Origin of the sequence: Zymobacter palmae, assembly GCF_003610015.1 — a bacterium.
GTDB classification, from domain to species: Bacteria; Pseudomonadota; Gammaproteobacteria; order Pseudomonadales; family Halomonadaceae; genus Zymobacter; species Zymobacter palmae.
The window spans coordinates 2,255,076-2,269,789 of record NZ_AP018933.1 but is presented as its reverse complement, the minus strand read 5'-3'; the positions used below and the strand labels follow the sequence as shown (position 1 = coordinate 2,269,789).

At 56.0% G+C, this 14,714-nt stretch carries 16 protein-coding genes; 11 read left to right on the top strand and 5 right to left on the bottom strand.

All coding sequences use genetic code 11. The annotated features are described in order from the left end of the window. The first annotated feature begins 238 nt into the window (after window positions 1-238). The gene (locus ZBT109_RS10100) at window positions 239-1,606 is read left to right on the top strand and encodes a hypothetical protein (RefSeq protein ID WP_027704747.1); all 1,368 of its coding nucleotides are present in this window, start codon (window positions 239-241) and stop codon (window positions 1,604-1,606) included. Window positions 1,607-1,770: 164 nt separating this feature from the next. Further along, a complete protein-coding gene (locus ZBT109_RS10095) occupies window positions 1,771-2,040 on the top strand; it encodes a glutaredoxin family protein (RefSeq protein WP_051523702.1) in 270 nt (89 codons plus the stop codon). A 104-nt stretch (window positions 2,041-2,144) separates the two neighbouring features. On the opposite strand, the gene ZBT109_RS10090 is transcribed toward ZBT109_RS10095, so the two are convergent. Further along, window positions 2,145-3,107, bottom strand: a complete 963-nt coding sequence (locus ZBT109_RS10090; RefSeq protein ID WP_027704746.1) for a LysR family transcriptional regulator — start codon at window positions 3,105-3,107, stop codon at window positions 2,145-2,147. 431 nt (window positions 3,108-3,538) lie between these two features. Here ZBT109_RS10090 and ZBT109_RS10085 point away from each other — a divergent pair, with 431 nt between their 5' ends. Then, the gene (locus tag ZBT109_RS10085; RefSeq protein ID WP_027704745.1) at window positions 3,539-4,009 is read left to right on the top strand and encodes an Lrp/AsnC family transcriptional regulator; all 471 of its coding nucleotides are present in this window, start codon (window positions 3,539-3,541) and stop codon (window positions 4,007-4,009) included. A gap of 59 nt (window positions 4,010-4,068) precedes the next feature. Here the strand turns inward: ZBT109_RS10085 and ZBT109_RS10080 are convergent, their stop codons facing one another. After that, window positions 4,069-5,001: a lysophospholipid acyltransferase family protein gene (locus tag ZBT109_RS10080; protein WP_038277771.1), complete on the bottom strand. Its 933-nt coding sequence runs from the start codon at window positions 4,999-5,001 to the stop codon at window positions 4,069-4,071. A gap of 168 nt (window positions 5,002-5,169) precedes the next feature. On the opposite strand from ZBT109_RS10080, the gene ZBT109_RS10075 reads away from it, so the two are divergent. Beyond that, a complete protein-coding gene (locus tag ZBT109_RS10075; protein WP_027704744.1) occupies window positions 5,170-5,694 on the top strand; it encodes an NUDIX hydrolase in 525 nt (174 codons plus the stop codon). Between the two features lie 42 nt (window positions 5,695-5,736). On the opposite strand, the gene ZBT109_RS10070 is transcribed toward ZBT109_RS10075, so the two are convergent. Beyond that, window positions 5,737-6,048 (bottom strand): NGG1p interacting factor 3 protein, NIF3, encoded by a 312-nt coding sequence (locus tag ZBT109_RS10070; protein ID WP_027704743.1) that lies wholly within the window; start codon window positions 6,046-6,048, stop codon window positions 5,737-5,739. Window positions 6,049-6,119: 71 nt separating this feature from the next. On the opposite strand from ZBT109_RS10070, the gene ZBT109_RS10065 reads away from it, so the two are divergent. The 7 genes from ZBT109_RS10065 to rpoS all read left to right on the top strand — a co-directional run bounded on the left by ZBT109_RS10065 (window position 6,120) and on the right by rpoS (window position 12,224). Further along, entirely contained in the window at window positions 6,120-6,461 is a 342-nt protein-coding gene (locus tag ZBT109_RS10065) for an FtsB family cell division protein (RefSeq protein WP_051523701.1), read from the top strand. Then, window positions 6,461-7,210: a 2-C-methyl-D-erythritol 4-phosphate cytidylyltransferase gene (gene ispD, locus ZBT109_RS10060; protein WP_232012892.1), complete on the top strand. Its 750-nt coding sequence runs from the start codon at window positions 6,461-6,463 to the stop codon at window positions 7,208-7,210. Before ZBT109_RS10065 ends, ispD begins: the two co-directional genes overlap by 1 nt. Before the next feature lie 171 nt (window positions 7,211-7,381). Beyond that, window positions 7,382-7,894 carry a 2-C-methyl-D-erythritol 2,4-cyclodiphosphate synthase gene (ispF, locus tag ZBT109_RS10055; protein WP_027704741.1) on the top strand — a complete coding sequence of 171 codons (513 nt, stop codon included), beginning with the start codon at window positions 7,382-7,384 and terminating at the stop codon, window positions 7,892-7,894. Window positions 7,895-7,971: 77 nt separating this feature from the next. Next, on the top strand, window positions 7,972-9,033 hold the full coding sequence (gene truD / locus ZBT109_RS10050) for a tRNA pseudouridine(13) synthase TruD (RefSeq protein WP_051523700.1): 1,062 nt from the start codon (window positions 7,972-7,974) through the stop codon (window positions 9,031-9,033). A 150-nt stretch (window positions 9,034-9,183) separates the two neighbouring features. Beyond that, window positions 9,184-9,942, top strand: a complete 759-nt coding sequence (gene surE / locus ZBT109_RS10045) for a 5'/3'-nucleotidase SurE (RefSeq protein WP_027704740.1) — start codon at window positions 9,184-9,186, stop codon at window positions 9,940-9,942. Between the two features lie 32 nt (window positions 9,943-9,974). Then, window positions 9,975-10,970 (top strand): peptidoglycan DD-metalloendopeptidase family protein, encoded by a 996-nt coding sequence (locus ZBT109_RS10040; RefSeq protein ID WP_027704739.1) that lies wholly within the window; start codon window positions 9,975-9,977, stop codon window positions 10,968-10,970. A gap of 297 nt (window positions 10,971-11,267) precedes the next feature. Further along, window positions 11,268-12,224: an RNA polymerase sigma factor RpoS gene (gene rpoS / locus ZBT109_RS10035; RefSeq protein ID WP_027704738.1), complete on the top strand. Its 957-nt coding sequence runs from the start codon at window positions 11,268-11,270 to the stop codon at window positions 12,222-12,224. A 168-nt stretch (window positions 12,225-12,392) separates the two neighbouring features. Here rpoS and ZBT109_RS10030 read toward each other — a convergent pair whose 3' ends face one another. Further along, window positions 12,393-13,286 (bottom strand): fimbrial protein, encoded by an 894-nt coding sequence (locus ZBT109_RS10030; protein ID WP_197714334.1) that lies wholly within the window; start codon window positions 13,284-13,286, stop codon window positions 12,393-12,395. A 290-nt stretch (window positions 13,287-13,576) separates the two neighbouring features. Further along, window positions 13,577-14,563 carry a fimbrial protein gene (locus ZBT109_RS10025; RefSeq protein WP_084261744.1) on the bottom strand — a complete coding sequence of 329 codons (987 nt, stop codon included), beginning with the start codon at window positions 14,561-14,563 and terminating at the stop codon, window positions 13,577-13,579. Window positions 14,564-14,714 lie beyond the last annotated feature (151 nt).

Sequence of the window (14,714 nt, the reverse complement as noted above, 5' to 3'; positions counted from 1 at the left end):
CTTTACAAGGCCGAACTTCAGGCTTTGCCCAATGCGGAAGTGGGTATGATGTATCATGAAAGGACAAAAATCGCCTAGCATGATGATCGCTTGATGTGCAGCGCATTCTAGATGAGAAAAGACGGCACCATACCGGTATCGCATGATGAGATGAGTGGACACTGAGTGCCTAGTTCAAGGGGCAGGGATATCGGCAAGGCCGGTGCCGCCGATCGGTTATTCTGGCAGGAGTGATGGCATGATCAATGTAACGCGACGGGAAGGATTCACGCTGCGTATCGAGCGCACCCTGCAGGAGGAAAGTCAGCATTCGCTGGATGTGTATTTGTACGTGCCGGGCGATCTGGAGCTGACCAAGCACGTACTGTCGGAAGAAGACTTTTATCACAGCGCAATTCATGTGCGCCGTACCTATTTCAGCACCAAGAACGAACTGCCATTGGTGTACAGTCGCTTGGCCGGGCGCGGTCAGATACCCAGCCATCAGTACCGTCTGAACCTGAGTCTATATGCCTATCAGTATGCGTCGGCACTGGAAAATTCGATCCGCGCGATTCGCCACGGTGTCGATGGGCAGGAAAACGTAACGCTGGCACAGGCTGAGCAGGAGATCGCGCTGATTCAAAGCATCCTGCGCCGTTTGCGTCGCAATGCGCCTGAAGAAGAAAACCTGCTCAAATACTTCAACAATATCGACAACTACCTGTCGTGGTTCACCGAACAGCAGCTGCTGTCGCTGGTCGCGCACATGCCGCGTGGCAACGATTATGGCGCGATCAAGGCGCGCTTGCTTGCGGTATGCAACGAGGAAAAGCGCTATCGCCGGGCCAGCGGCTATAACTCGGAGCGTGCCGAATCCAGTCCTACGCGAATGTCCAACAAGATGCGTCTGCTGCGGCGACTGACGGAGTATCCCGTTACGCTCAACGATAAACCGAAGGAGTTGGGGGCGGGTGAGCAGCGCATGGTCAAGGCGCTGGCCACGGGGCTGGTGATGATTGTGGTGACGGTGGCGCTGATGCAGGCTCGCCATCTGATGAATGACTTCACCGTGTGGTTCATTCTGACGTTAGCGTTTGTGTACGCACTGCGTGAAGTCTTCAAGGATGAGTTGCGCAACACGCTGTGGCGTTGGCTGCGACGTGGGCGTCCCAAGTGGGTGCGTATTTACCGTGACCCTGATAGTCAGCAGATTGTGGGTCGCCAGCGGGAGTGGTTCGACTACCGCAAACCGTGGCGCTTGAGCCGTGAGATTCAAGCGGCGCGACGTGGCAGCATTAGTCATCGTCAAGAAGTGGTGCTGCAGTACAAGAGCCGTTCGCGTATGAAACCGACGCGTTTTCTGAGCGGCTATAAGCAGACCCGGGAGACCATTGAACTGGATCTTCGCCTTCTGACGCGCTTGATGAGCAAAACGACGCATCGTGTCTATGCCATCAAGGAAGGTCAGGTGACGCGGGAGAAAGTCGAGCGCCGCTATCAGTTGAACCTGATTGCCTGCAGTGCACAGGAAGGGCAGCCCATGGAAATCCAGCGCTGGAAGATCATCATCAGCCGGTCAGGAATTGTGGATATCGAAGAGGTGCCTGTTCAGGCGGTGGAATAGCGGCCTGCTGTTAGTGCCATGAGAAATGGCAATGAGCGCAAGGCTGGGCATGAGAACGGGAGTACGGCATACTTTACGCAAATGCTTGGTTTTTGGCGATTCAACTTGATTTGTGTATGGGCTTGGCGCGCAGGCGTTCAGGCCCAGGCTGACTGGGAGTCCTTATGTCCGATCTGGCACGTTCCTGCCGTGGCTTGACGCTCTATCATTTCGAAAGCTGTCCTTTCTGTCTGAAGGTGCGGCGCTATATCGAGCAGCGTCAGCTGCCGATCGCGATGCGGGATATTCACAAGAATCCGCTCCATCGCGAAGAGCTTTTGGCCGGTGGTGGTCGCAAGCAGGTGCCTTGTCTGCATATCGCGTCACACGGCCAGGACATCTGGCTGTATGAATCCGATGACATCATTGACTGGCTGCACACTAACGTCCAATGATGGTCATGTCTGTCTAGATATAAAAAGACGCACCCACCTTTACGGTGGCGCGTCTTTTTTTGTGGTCGGATTATGACCCGACAGTCGGTGCCGGGTCTATTCGGTTAGGCGGCATGCTCCATCTCAATCAGCGTGCTTAGCGCATCGGGCAGGCCCGCGATGATGTTGGCGCGCGGATGGACATAGAGGTAGCACAGATGATCGACCTGCAATGAATCAAGCACCTGCAGGGCGTTCTGATGCGCGAGGCCTTCAAATTCGAAAGCGGATACGATCAGCGCTGTATCTTCGGGAAGGCCGGCCTGCATGACCGCCATGGCATTGTTATAGAAGCTGATCGCGCTGTGGTCGGGGTAGTGCACCAGTATGTGGTCGTGGAGCATAGCGTCCAGCGTGGCGTTGACGCGCGGCAGCAGGAAGCTGGGCGCGTTCGACAGCGGGGAGCGTGAATCCACGAGGATGTGATATTGGCGCAACACGAAGGTCTGAATGTGCCATTCGCTGCTGTCATAGGCCATGTTCAGTGGGCTGGTCGATAGAACGATGCCCAGCTGTTCATCGCGCGGCATCTGCATGTCGCTGTTATGAAGCAACCCCGAGAGGTCTTCGATATGCAGACTGTTGCCTTCCACCTGAGGCAGCAGGCGATGCCACAGCGCGTAAGCGTAAGCGCTCATCGAGGCCCCGATATAACCGATGCCCAGGCTGTGGGCTTCGGGGTGAAGCACGGCCTGTCGGCAGCGGTCGATGGTGCGCTGGCACTCGTTGTCGATGCGCTGGGCCAGCTGCGTCAGCAGCAGTCCGGCGGCCGTGGCGCGATACAATCCATTGTTGCGCAGGAAGAGCGGTGTCTGTAGCTGCTGTTCCATCTCTCGAATGTAGAGGGAGACGTTCGCCGCTGTCATGCACAGCGACCCGGAAGCGTTGGCAATGGTCTTGTGGCGCTGAAGAGCCAGAATGACCTGCAGTTGCTTGAGGGTCATTCGGCGCTGGATGAAGTGTGTTAGCTGTTCGGCATTTGTGGGCGACAGGCGTTGAATTGCACCTACATCCTTATGCTGCGTCATGACATGAGTCCAGAAACGTTATCGATTGAGTGAATGGCATATATCGGCATAACCTAGGTGAAATTTGCCAGATCATGTTCAATCAGGTGCCAGTAGTGCGCTTTGGCGAATAGGCTTGCCTGTTACTGCTGCCCTAGTGGAGCACGCATGGGGACATGTTTGTGACATAAAGCGAGGAAGTCTCTGCACCATTGTGCTATTCAGCCAGATTTGAGCCATGTTTTATGCGCCGAATACGGGTAATGTGCACGTTGTCTTTCATTTAGTGATAATCATCAATGAATATGCACTGCGATCGTTTTTCGCGCCGCAAGCAGTTGCAACCCACGGATAAGCCAATGTTTTGATTGCTTTCGTGGCGCTGGCGAGCGGACGGTCAGCGGTAGAATGGGGCTTCTTCCTCACGACTTCTGGGGCAAGCAGGGGCCACCATGGATCAGTACGATAGGGATATTCTTGAGGCGTTGCAGCAGGACTGTAGCGTTTCCGTCAGTGCACTGGCCGATCGCATTGGATTGGGAACGACAGCCTGCTGGCGTCGAATGCACAAGCTGGAAGGTGAAGGCATTATCCGCAAGCGCGTAGCGCTGCTGGATGCACGGCAGATCGGGGCGGCGCTGATACTGCTGGTGTCCGTGCGTCTGCACACGGCTTTTGGCCCGAGCGTTGATGCCTTTTTGGCGGCCGTGATGGCGATGCCCGAAGTGACACAGTTGTACCGTCTGCAGGACAGCGCCAGCTATGCGCTGCATGTTCAGGTGGCTGATCTGGCCGCTTATGATGCGCTGGCTCATCAGCTGGTTGTTTTTCCAGCGGTGTCGACTCTGGAGGCACGGATGGTGATGGAAACGCTCAAGGATACGTCGGCGTTGCCGCTGGCAGGGTTGCCACTGGCAGAGTAGTCGTTTTTATCTTGTCGATGAATGAATGCCCGCCGCGTTGCCGCTGCGGGCATTTTGTATTAGGGAACGGGAGTCGATGTGTCCCACGGGGTGATCAGCTGATTATCCTGATACAGGTGCGATGTGTGCTTGTAGCGCTTGTATTCCCACTGATACTGCGCTGGATCAAGTGCAATGACGCGTTCGACACTGGCGTTCACGCCGTGCGCTGCTGTGGCATCGTCGTCGGCATACACGCGTTCGTCTGCACGCATGAAGTGCAGCACATAGCCCTCGCCGCGAGGCAGTCGACGCGCAACGCTGACGATTACCTGCGCGCCTGTGCGGCTGACCAGCTTCGGCAGTAGTGTAGCCGTGTACGCGGGATAGCCATAGAACGGAGCAATCACGCCTCCCGTGTCATCCGGCACTTGATCGGGCAGAATACCTACCGCTTCCCCACGCTTGAGCGCTTTCAGGAGCGCCGATACCCCGCGAGCGGTGGTTGGCACGAGATGTGCGCCCATGCGTTCGCGGCCGGTGCGGATGATGTCATCCAGCCGATGCAAGCGAGGCGGTTCGTACATGGCCGTGAATGGCATGTTCGATGACAGCCAGAAGTTGAGCACCTCCCAGTTGCCGAAATGGGGCGCCAGAATGATGACCCCCTTTTTCTGGGCCTGCGCTTCTTCGAGCAGCGCCAGTCCTTCGATCCGCTTGATCGATGCATTAACGGAAGCGACCTTCCCTTGCCAAGCAAAGCCGAGCTCCAGCGCTGTGACGATGGAGTGGCGCAGGCTGAGGCGAGCCAGTCGTGCCCGTTGCTCATGGTCTAGCATGGGATAGGCGCGCGCCAGATTATCGCGGGTGACGCGACGTTCGCGGTGAGCGAGCGCGCGGTAGAGAGGCTGCATCAGGCCGGCAAGGCGCCAGAGAGTGCTCAGTCGGCATCGGGAAAGCCGACGCCAGAGCCATGAGATCAGTGCGGCACTGAAACGGTCTTTGGTGGTCATGTCATCTGCCGTAACGCGTGTATCGAAACCGTAATAAGGATGGAGAGTATACCTGAGGGCGGGTTTCAGGGCAGCCTTGCCTTGGCAGTACGTACACGGCAATGGCGTCTGGACCGCGGTTCAGCGTATTGTAAAAGGCAAATGCATTCGCCCTGTGATGAGGTTGGCATGAATTTCTGCAGTCAGTGCGGTCACCCTGTCCATCAGGCTATTCCTGATGGCGATGATCGCCTCCGAGATGTCTGTTCGTTCTGTGGCACCATTCACTATAGTAACCCCGTCATCGTTGCGGGCACGCTGCCCGTACAGGGCTCACGCGTATTGCTGTGTCAGCGTGCCATCGAACCTGGCTATGGTCTGTGGACATTACCAGCGGGATTCATGGAGAACGGTGAGACAACCGTCGAAGCGGCGCTGCGCGAAACGCGTGAGGAGGCCGGGGCGCAGGTGCAAAACGCTATGCTGTATACCGTGCTGGATATTCCACGCTTCAACAATGTCTATATGATCTTCCGCAGCGAGCTGGAGGGTGACTTTTCGGCCGGCACCGAGAGCCTTGACGTTGCCCTGTTCGACGAAAAGGATATCCCGTGGGATCAGATCGCCTTTGAGACCGTACGCCGCACGCTGAAGCTGTTCTTCGAGGACCGGGTGCATGGACACTTTCCGCTGCATCAGGACGTCATTCGTTGACGACGCCCTGATCTGACGAGTTCACTCGGGCACAGTCGTCATTTAGGCATCAACAAGCGCAATGACGGCATAGACAGGATGCTCGTACGGATGAGCGGCTTTCAGACTGGCGATGGCTTCTTTCAGGCGGTCATCAGGGCAGAGCAGCTCAATGCGTAGCTCCTCGACCTGATTGATCTGCTGGCATTCGCCCACGGCTGGGTGAGCGTCGGCTGTCGGCATGAACTGTCCTGTACCGCGTATTTCGAAGCAGCAATGAGAATATTGGCCTAGAGTGCCAGCACCCGCGTTGAAAATGGCCTCTTTTACCTGTTCGGCAGCATCAACGGGTACATACACAATGAGTTGATACATGACCGCGCACCTCGCTATGAGCAGTGATATCGGCTGGATCGACGGTTAGTGACAGGAACGGAATGTAGCATATGCTGAAATGGCTTTCTCTGGCGCTGGTACTTGCGCTGGCCGGATTGCAGTACCACCTGTGGTTCGGTGACGGTGGGCTGCTCGAACTGCACATGATCACGACGCGCGCTGATACGCAGGAAGCGAAGGTCAGTGTGCTGCGCGAGCGCAATGCCCAGCTGACGGCCGAGGTGGTCGATCTCAAGACCGGGCTTGATGCGATCGAAGAGCGTGCACGCAACGATCTAGGCATGGTGCGCAACGATGAGCAGTTCTTGTGGGTGCCCGCCAGCGTCGTAAGAACGCTGCATGAACTGCCGGAAGCGCCTATTGAGAACAGCTCACCGGAGCAGATACCGTGATGATGTCCAAGCCGTTTGAAACCGTACGCTGGGTGATTGTGCCCGCGGCGGGCGTCGGCCGTCGCATGGGCAGCGATGTTCCCAAGCAGTATCTACCGCTGGCCGGCCGGTGCGTGCTGAGCACAACGCTGGCTCGGTTGCATGAGGCTTGGCCGCAGGCACAGCAGTTGGTATGCCTTTCGTCGCAGGATGCCTACTTTGACAGTGGCATGTTGCCGGACGGGATTAACTGGCTGCGTATCGACGGCGGCGCAGAGCGTGCAGATTCGGTGTGGGCTGGCTTGGTGGCGCTGGAAGGCCATGCTAACCCGCAGGACTGGGTTGCCGTGCACGATGTCGCGCGACCGTGTGTACGCCCTCAAGAGCTGCAGGCTATGGCGGCAGCCTTGCAGGGTGACCCTGTGGGTGGGCTACTGGCCGTTCCCGCATCCGATACGATGAAGCGGGCGTGTGCCGGACAGAATCAGGTCGCGCATACCGAAAGCCGCGTCGATTTGTGGCATGCGCTGACGCCGCAGCTCTTTCGCTATGGTGTACTGCGTCAGGCTATGCATGGCGCCTATCAACGTGCCGAAGTGCAAGGGCGCAGCATTGCCGAGACCATCACCGATGAAGCGTCGGCTGTAGAGGCGCTGGGCCTGTCACCGAGGCTGGTGGTGGGACGGCGCGACAATCTCAAGATCACTCATCCTGAAGACCTAGCGCTGGCCGAGCAGATTATCGCCGCGCAGCAAGATGCGCTGGCGTAACATCCCGTTGCAATGCGAGTGGTTACGCAAGGCGGGGATATCAGGTATAAATACGGAAGGTCTCATGATCCGAGCTGTCTTCACGTGTCGTTCGGCGTGCAGTATTCAACCCTACACGTGCGATTGTGAGCGTCAGCCTCGGCCTCGGCTATCAATGGAGCGTTCCACGTAATGCCTGCAAGTCTTCTGCCTTTCCGCATCGGTCACGGGGTGGATGTCCATCGTTTCGGCGAAGGAGATCATCTGATGCTGGGAGGCGTACGCGTCCCCCATACCTCTGGTTTCATCGCTCATTCTGATGGTGATGTCGTGCTGCACGCGATCAGCGATGCATTGCTGGGTGCCTGTGCGCTGGGCGATATCGGTCATCATTTCCCTGATACCGACGTACGCTGGAAGGGGGCCGATAGTCGCCAGCTGTTGGCACACGTGGCCACTCTGGTGGATCAGCAGGGGTACATGATCGGTAACATCGATGCTACGGTCATTGCTCAGGCACCTAAGCTAGCGCCGCATATCGCGGCAATGCGTCAGAGCATCGCCGATACGTTAGCACTCGATATCGCTCAGGTCAGCGTCAAAGCGACGACCAGTGAGCGCCTAGGGTTCACTGGCCGAGAGGAAGGTATTGCCACGGAAGCCGCCGTCATACTGCTGGCTAAAGATACTGCCGTGCGCGATTGAGCCTTTTTGCCTTTGAACAGGCAGGTGGCCGCACGTGGAGCCTGCGTCTTCTTTGATCTGAGCGATTACAGTCATCTATGTCTTCAACGTCTTCTCTTGCTACAGCCTCTACGGCGCTTCCCGACTGGCCTCGTGCCACCGACCTTCCACCGGCTGGGCGCTATCGTCAGTGCCCTGCCGATTTCATTGTGACAGAGCAGTTGGGCTTCGAGCCTGAAGATCACGGTGAACACCTTTGGTTCTGGGTCGAGAAACGCGAACTGAACACCATGCAGGTCGTGGATCGTCTAGCGCGCTTGTTCGATGTGCCGCGCCGCAACGTGGGGTTCAGCGGCCTTAAGGACAAGACGGCTATCACGCGCCAGTGGATTTCCTTGCCGATGCCGGAAGGGGGTATTCCAGAAGCTTCCGTCTTGGCTCCGCTGGAAGCGCAGGGCATTCGAGTACTGTCCATGCGCCGTCACCCGCGCAAGCTCAAACGTGGCACCCACCGTTTCAATCATTTCTCGTTGGTGATCGGTTTCGATGAGCCGAACCGCGACGACATTATGCACCGCTGGACACGCATTGTTTCCGAAGGCGTACCGAACTACTTCGGTTCGCAGCGCTTTGGGTTCCAGGGGCGCAATATCGAACATGCGCTGCAACTGTTTGCACGTGGCTGGCGCAAGCGCGACGACAAACAGGGTATCTTTCTTTCTGCTGCGCGCAGCCTGCTGTTCAACCAGCTGCTGGCGCGTCGCGTCGCGCTGGGCAACTGGAATCGCGCGCTGCCCGGCGATGTCTTCAATTTGGACGGTACTGCGAGTCAGTTCTACGAAGATAAGGTGGACGCTACCCTTCATGCGCGCCTAGCGCGCCTGGACATTCACCCGACCGGGCCGATGTGGGGCAAGGGGCCGCTGGGATCGCAGCACGGCGTGGCCGAGCTGGAACAGTCTGTGGCCGATGAGCTTCCTCGCGTAGCTGAAGGGTTGATTGCTGCGGGCCTGACCTCCGCACGTCGTGCTCTGCGCCTGCGTCTGCGTGAACCCCGCTTTGTGGCGACCGAAGAGGGAGCCAAGCTCGAATTTTCGCTGGTCAAGGGGGCTTTCGCGACCTCTGTACTGCGCGAGCTGATTGAAGCGCCGGGGCTGTAGGGCGTAGCGGCATGCTGGCATCATCATGTGATGTACTCATGCCGCCTGTCTGTTCATGCGTCGACGGCCGCGGGTTGGCTCGCATTCGTCTTCTGTCCATAAGGTCTGCGTCTAACGCGGGCCTTTGTGCCTTACAAGGACCTGTTCATCATGCCTCACGTTCTGCTTTCCAATGATGATGGCGTGCACGCTGAAGGGCTGCACGTGCTTCACGAGGCCATTCGCCAGCATGCCAGCCGTATCCGCGTCGTTGCGCCGGACCGCAACAAGAGCGGTGCCAGCAGCTCGCTGTCCTTGAGCTACCCGCTGCTGCTTAAGCAGTTGGAAAACGGTTTTTACAGCGTGGACGGCACGCCCGCTGACTGCGTGTATCTTGGCGTCAGCGCCATCTGGCCCGATACGCCTGATTTGGTAATTTCTGGAATTAACCACGGGGCCAACCTTGGCGATGACGTGTTGTACTCGGGAACGGTCGCTGCTGCCCGTGAGGGCCGTGCGTTGGGGCGTCCTGCCATTGCCATTTCACTGGTCGGCGATACGCACTTCGAGACGGCAGGAAAGGTCGCAGCCATGTTGCTGGATGCGATTGATACCGTTTCTTTGCCGGCACGGGCTTTGCTGAACGTCAACGTGCCTGATCTGCCGTGGTCCGAGATCAGCGGTGTTCGCATCACACGCCTTGGCCGACGCGAAGACAACAGCTCCCGTCCCATTCCGGTCAAGGATCCACGCGGTGAAACGCGCTACTGGATCGGTCCCGTCGGGCGATACGTTGATGAAGGGAACGATACCGATTTCAAGGCGATCGAAGAGGGATATGTTTCGATCACGCCGCTGGCCAGCGATGTGACCCAATATTCAGCGCTTGAAAGTGTGAACATGTGGCTGGACAGCCTAGTTCGACGCTGAGCGCGATGGTTAGAACGTACAGGAGCGACAGGATGTCCACAATCAAGAACGCCGCGATGAGCATTGCCGCACTGTCATGGCTGATGCTGGCAGGGTGCGGAACTAACTCCCGCATTCCTGAAATTCGTGACGCCTCCTTCAGCCGCGCCGCTGCGCCTGCGGCGACGGATGCCAGTTACGAAGTGCGTCTGGGCGATACGCTGTACAGCATCGCCTGGCGTTATAACATCGACTACCACGATCTTGCGCGTTGGAACGATATTCAACCGCCCTATTCCCTGCGGGCAGGGCAGAAACTGCGGCTTTCCGCGCCGCCCGCCGCATCCACTGCCAATGCGGTGCAGGTGAAGCCGTTGTCCGGCAATGATAGTATGTCAGTGCCTGCTAACTCTGAAGATGACAGCTGGCTTGTTAGTACGCCTGCCAAAGCCGCAACGAGTACGGATGTGCAGCCAGCAGTGAACGCCAGCGGTGACGGTGCGGCAGGAAGTGCGGCTGTAACGCCAACGAGCAAAGAAACGAATGGCGCAGCGCCAACGGTACCGGCAGCCCCGCCTGCGGCCAAGTCGGCAGAAGCGTCGGCAGTCTCCACAGAGAACGCAGCTAAGCCGGCAGCGAGTGAGGCCAAAGTGCCTGATTCGTCGGCACAAACGTCTTCGAAGGGGTGGCTATGGCCTACCAAAGGCACGGTTGTCGGGCATTTCAGCGATCCCAGCGCGATTACTGCAGGGCTCGATATTGCTGGGCAGAAGGGGCAGCCCGTGGTAGCCTCGCGCTCAGGTACAGTTGTATATGCCGGTAACAGTGTGAGAGGGTATGGTAACCTTGTAATCATCAAGCACGATGATCATTTTCTGAGTGCCTATGCCCATAACGATACCTTGAAGGTGCACACGAACGACACCGTCAAGGCGGGCCAGATGATTGCTACCATGGGGGATTCTGAGGCTGACCGCTCGAAGTTGCACTTCGAGATCCGCCAGGACAGCCAAGCGAAAGATCCTCAACAGTTTTTGCCTCGCTCATAGACGAGCGCGGTGCTTCGCCGAAGTAGCAGGCAGGATGTTTGCAAGAGCTTCGGCGGGCGTTTCTTCTGTCATACCCGATGATGGTGTAGGGCAGAAGTTAGGGTGTGGCGGTGCGGATAGGGTATTCGCTCCGTTACGAAAGGCACGCTGACGCCCCGAGCGTGTGCCGGATCAAGGATTGATCGGGAATCATCAAGGATGAAGGGAAACATGACCATGAACGTTGTCGAACGCGAAGTAACGCATAAAAAACGTCCTGTCAGCCCACGCACTACCGAGGAAGACGATAACCTCGACATGGTGGAGGAGCTGGAGGCAGATGACAGCGAAGACATCGACGCGGCGGATGCAGTAGCCGACGACGAAAGCGAAAATGAGGCTTTTGAGAAGGCGCTTCATCGTGAAGAGCGCCAGAGCACGTCCAGCCTCGATCCTACCCAGATATACCTCAACGAGATCGGTTTCTCCCCACTGCTGTCGCCGGAAGAGGAAGTCTTCTACGGCCGCCTAGCACGTAAGGGTGATCCTGCCGGTCGCCAACGTATGATTGAGTCCAACCTGCGCTTGGTCGTCAAGATCTCACGCCGCTATCTGAACCGTGGCCTTTCGCTGCTCGATCTGATCGAAGAAGGCAACCTCGGGCTGATCCGTGCCGTTGAGAAGTTCGACCCTGAGCGCGGGTTCCGCTTCTCGACCTATGCGACATGGTGGATTCGTCAGACGATCGAACGAGCGCTGATGAACCAGACGCGTACCATTCGTCTGCCGATTCATGTCGTCAAGGAGCTGAACGTCTATCTGCGCGCCGCACGCGAGTTGACCCAAAAGTTGGATCACGAAGCGACGCCTGAAGACATCGCGACCTATCTTGATCGTCCTGTGGCATCGGTCAAACGCATGCTGGGGCTCAACGAACGTATTTCCTCCGTCGACTATCCGGTAGGTAGCGACAGCGACAAACCGCTGATCGACACCATTGCCGACGATGGCATTGCCGGCCCCGAGTCTGATCTTGTGCACCACGACATGAAAGCGCACGTTGATGCATGGCTGTCCGAGCTGTCTGATAAGCAGAAGGAAGTCGTGATGCGTCGATTTGGGCTGCGCGGTTATGAGTCCGCCACGCTTGAAGAAGTTGGCGATGAAATCGGTCTGACCCGCGAACGCGTTCGCCAGATTCAGGTTGAAGCGCTGAAAAAACTGCGCCGCATGCTGGAAGGCCGCGGATTGTCACTGGACACGATCTTTGAATAAGTGATTGACCCATCGAAAAGCCTTCTTGCTGTCACCCGCAAGAAGGCTTTTTTTATGGCGTTAGATGGAGTTCAGCATAGGATATTCTGAAATGAGTAGGAGCATTGATGATCAACGCTCTTCATCTAGCGGCCTAGGATATCGACGTTCTTTTCTAGTAGCACGTGTCTAGTAGTACGTGATCTTGATGATTGTGGTAGCACTGAAAGCGCCCAGCGACACATCCTTGCCGGATATAGGGGATATCTCTGCCATATAGCTGCGCGTAGTCTGAGCGGTATTATTAAGCGAAGCGAAAGGGATGTACTTGTTGAACGTTACAGGGCTTTGGTCTTCGCCCAACAGTTTCAATTGCAGCCCGTTGCCTAAATTGATGCTGTTTTCGTCCAGCAGCGCGTTGGATGTTCCGAACTGTGCTTTCAGAGAAAAAAGATCAGAGCACCCTTGCTTAGTGGCTGTTATAGAGAAAGGGCGCTGATACTTACGGCCCTTGAGTAGGTCTCGTTGCATTAGCGTGCCGAAATTGACTTCTTGGTCACTGGGATCGACGGTTAGGTCGGCACCACAGGCAATAAAACGCACTGAGCGTAGATTGGAGAGCGTGTACTTGAGGTTCTTGGCCCCTTGCGTGTAGTTGATCCCGCCACTCCCATCAAGCTGGAAAACGGTAAATTGATCGTTGCCGGTGTAGTAGCCACTGCTCGGTGGCTTGCCAGTGACCTTGATATAAAGGCGGAAATCAACGTCAACGGTAACGCTTTGCCCTTTGCTTATGGCCTTGCTGCCCGTGCTAAGACGCTGGCTGTTGGCTTCAAGGTCCTGACCGTTGTAGGACACCCCCATCTTCAACCCTTCACCCAGTGATGCATTCTTCGGATTGAAATAGAAATGCACGACGTCACTACCGTGTAGCACGTTATTGCAGTAAGCCGTGACATGGATGGGATTGGATTCCCATACCTTAGTACCCGAAGGGACATTGGCTGGGATAGCAAGCGTATCGACAGGGATGGGCGCAGGATCGGCGATGCCGCTGCTTTTTTCAACGCAGTCTAAGGCCATTGCCGACGTTGCAGAGAGTAAAAGAAATAGCCCAAGAGCAAGCTTTCTAATGGTCATGCACAGAGCATAACGGCAAGATTTAGCGGTCATTATAACATTTTCCTTATGGGTAGATTACTGTGTCATTGCGTGAAGAAATAACCTCTTGGATCGTGTATAACAGCCTCAAATTGATCGCCTTATTTAGGCGCATTAATAAGGCTGTCTCACACAGCGCCCGAAGGTTGTGCGCTATAGGCTTCGGGTGAGTGAAATAGCCTTATATAAGGATCGGGATAGAATGGCCCCGATTAGTAATATGTAACCTTGATAATCGTCGTGGCACTGAATGCGCCAAGTGTTACGTTTTGTCCTGAGCGTTGGGAGACTTCGGCAATATAATTGCGAGTAGCTTGCGAAGTGTTGTTCAGTTCAGCGAACTGTTCATATTGATTGTAGGTGACAGGTTGCTGTTCTTCATTCAGAAGACGTAATTGCGTGCCGTTTCCTAAGTCGATACTGGTGCTTTCGAATAATGAATTGGTGGTCAGGAATTCTGCTTTGAGCGAGAAGTTATCAGAGCAGCCTGATTGCTTCTGAGCGGTGACTGAAAATGGCCGCTGGTATTTGTTGCCGCTGAGCAAGTTCTTTTGCATCAGTGTGCCGAAATTGACTTCTTGATCGTTGGGGTCGACGGCTAGATTGGCACCGCATGCAAGAAAGCGAATCGAGCGCAAGTTGGACAGCGTATATTTGAGGTTTCTGGCCCCTGCGTTGTAGTTGATACCGCCACTACCGTCGAGCTGGAACACGGTGAATTGATCACCGCCATCGTAGTAACCGCTGCTTGGCGCGGTGCCTGCCACTTTGATGTAGAGGCGGAAGTCGACGCTGATGGTGATTTTTTCGCCTTTTCCGATTGGCTTGCTGCCGGTACTTAGGCGCTGGCCATTATCTTCGAGATCTTGGCCGTTATAGGACACCCCCATCTTCAGGCCATTGCCTAAAGACATGCTTTTAGGATTGAAGTAGAAATGCACGACGTCCATCCCGTTATAGGGATTGTCGCAAGTGGCCGTAACGTGAATGACATCGGATTCCCACACTTTGGTACCCTTGGGCACATTGGAGGGAATGGCTAACGACTCAACCGGAATAGGGGAGGGGTCTGACATGCCACTACTTGTTTCAACACATTCCATGGCATGTGAAGGGGCGCATGCCAACAGCAGATAAGCTGCACATGCGGATGAACTTAATTGCCAATAAATGCGGCGCCGATGAGTTTGTATGGTCATGATGATAAAGGCCTAAACATCTTGCAATTAGCAATGAGTGATTGAATGACAATCAGCCGTTATCAGACATGCGCTCACGGTTCGTGAGGCGGATCTGGTAATTTCTCTGGGTATATCACCTACATGTTTCTATGGTGGGTATGATGGTATT

Bases quoted from the DNA above. Each gene is read 5' to 3' on its own strand.
- ZBT109_RS10095 (WP_051523702.1), top strand. From the start codon at position 1,771: ATGTCCGATCTGGCACGTTCCTGCCGTGGCTTGACGCTCTATCATTTC.
- surE (WP_027704740.1), top strand. From the start codon at position 9,184: ATGCCTCACGTTCTGCTTTCCAATGATGATGGCGTGCACGCTGAAGGG.
- ZBT109_RS10065 (WP_051523701.1), top strand. From the start codon at position 6,120: ATGCTGAAATGGCTTTCTCTGGCGCTGGTACTTGCGCTGGCCGGATTG.
- ZBT109_RS10030 (WP_197714334.1), bottom strand. From the start codon at position 13,286: ATGGCCTTAGACTGCGTTGAAAAAAGCAGCGGCATCGCCGATCCTGCG.
- ZBT109_RS10080 (WP_038277771.1), bottom strand. From the start codon at position 5,001: ATGACCACCAAAGACCGTTTCAGTGCCGCACTGATCTCATGGCTCTGG.
- truD (WP_051523700.1), top strand. From the start codon at position 7,972: ATGTCTTCAACGTCTTCTCTTGCTACAGCCTCTACGGCGCTTCCCGAC.
- ZBT109_RS10040 (WP_027704739.1), top strand. From the start codon at position 9,975: ATGTCCACAATCAAGAACGCCGCGATGAGCATTGCCGCACTGTCATGG.
- ispD (WP_232012892.1), top strand. From the start codon at position 6,461: ATGATGTCCAAGCCGTTTGAAACCGTACGCTGGGTGATTGTGCCCGCG.
- ZBT109_RS10090 (WP_027704746.1), bottom strand. From the start codon at position 3,107: ATGACGCAGCATAAGGATGTAGGTGCAATTCAACGCCTGTCGCCCACA.
- ispF (WP_027704741.1), top strand. From the start codon at position 7,382: ATGCCTGCAAGTCTTCTGCCTTTCCGCATCGGTCACGGGGTGGATGTC.
- ZBT109_RS10070 (WP_027704743.1), bottom strand. From the start codon at position 6,048: ATGTATCAACTCATTGTGTATGTACCCGTTGATGCTGCCGAACAGGTA.
- rpoS (WP_027704738.1), top strand. From the start codon at position 11,268: ATGGTGGAGGAGCTGGAGGCAGATGACAGCGAAGACATCGACGCGGCG.
- ZBT109_RS10085 (WP_027704745.1), top strand. From the start codon at position 3,539: ATGGATCAGTACGATAGGGATATTCTTGAGGCGTTGCAGCAGGACTGT.
- ZBT109_RS10100 (WP_027704747.1), top strand. From the start codon at position 239: ATGATCAATGTAACGCGACGGGAAGGATTCACGCTGCGTATCGAGCGC.
- ZBT109_RS10025 (WP_084261744.1), bottom strand. From the start codon at position 14,563: ATGACCATACAAACTCATCGGCGCCGCATTTATTGGCAATTAAGTTCA.
- ZBT109_RS10075 (WP_027704744.1), top strand. From the start codon at position 5,170: ATGAATTTCTGCAGTCAGTGCGGTCACCCTGTCCATCAGGCTATTCCT.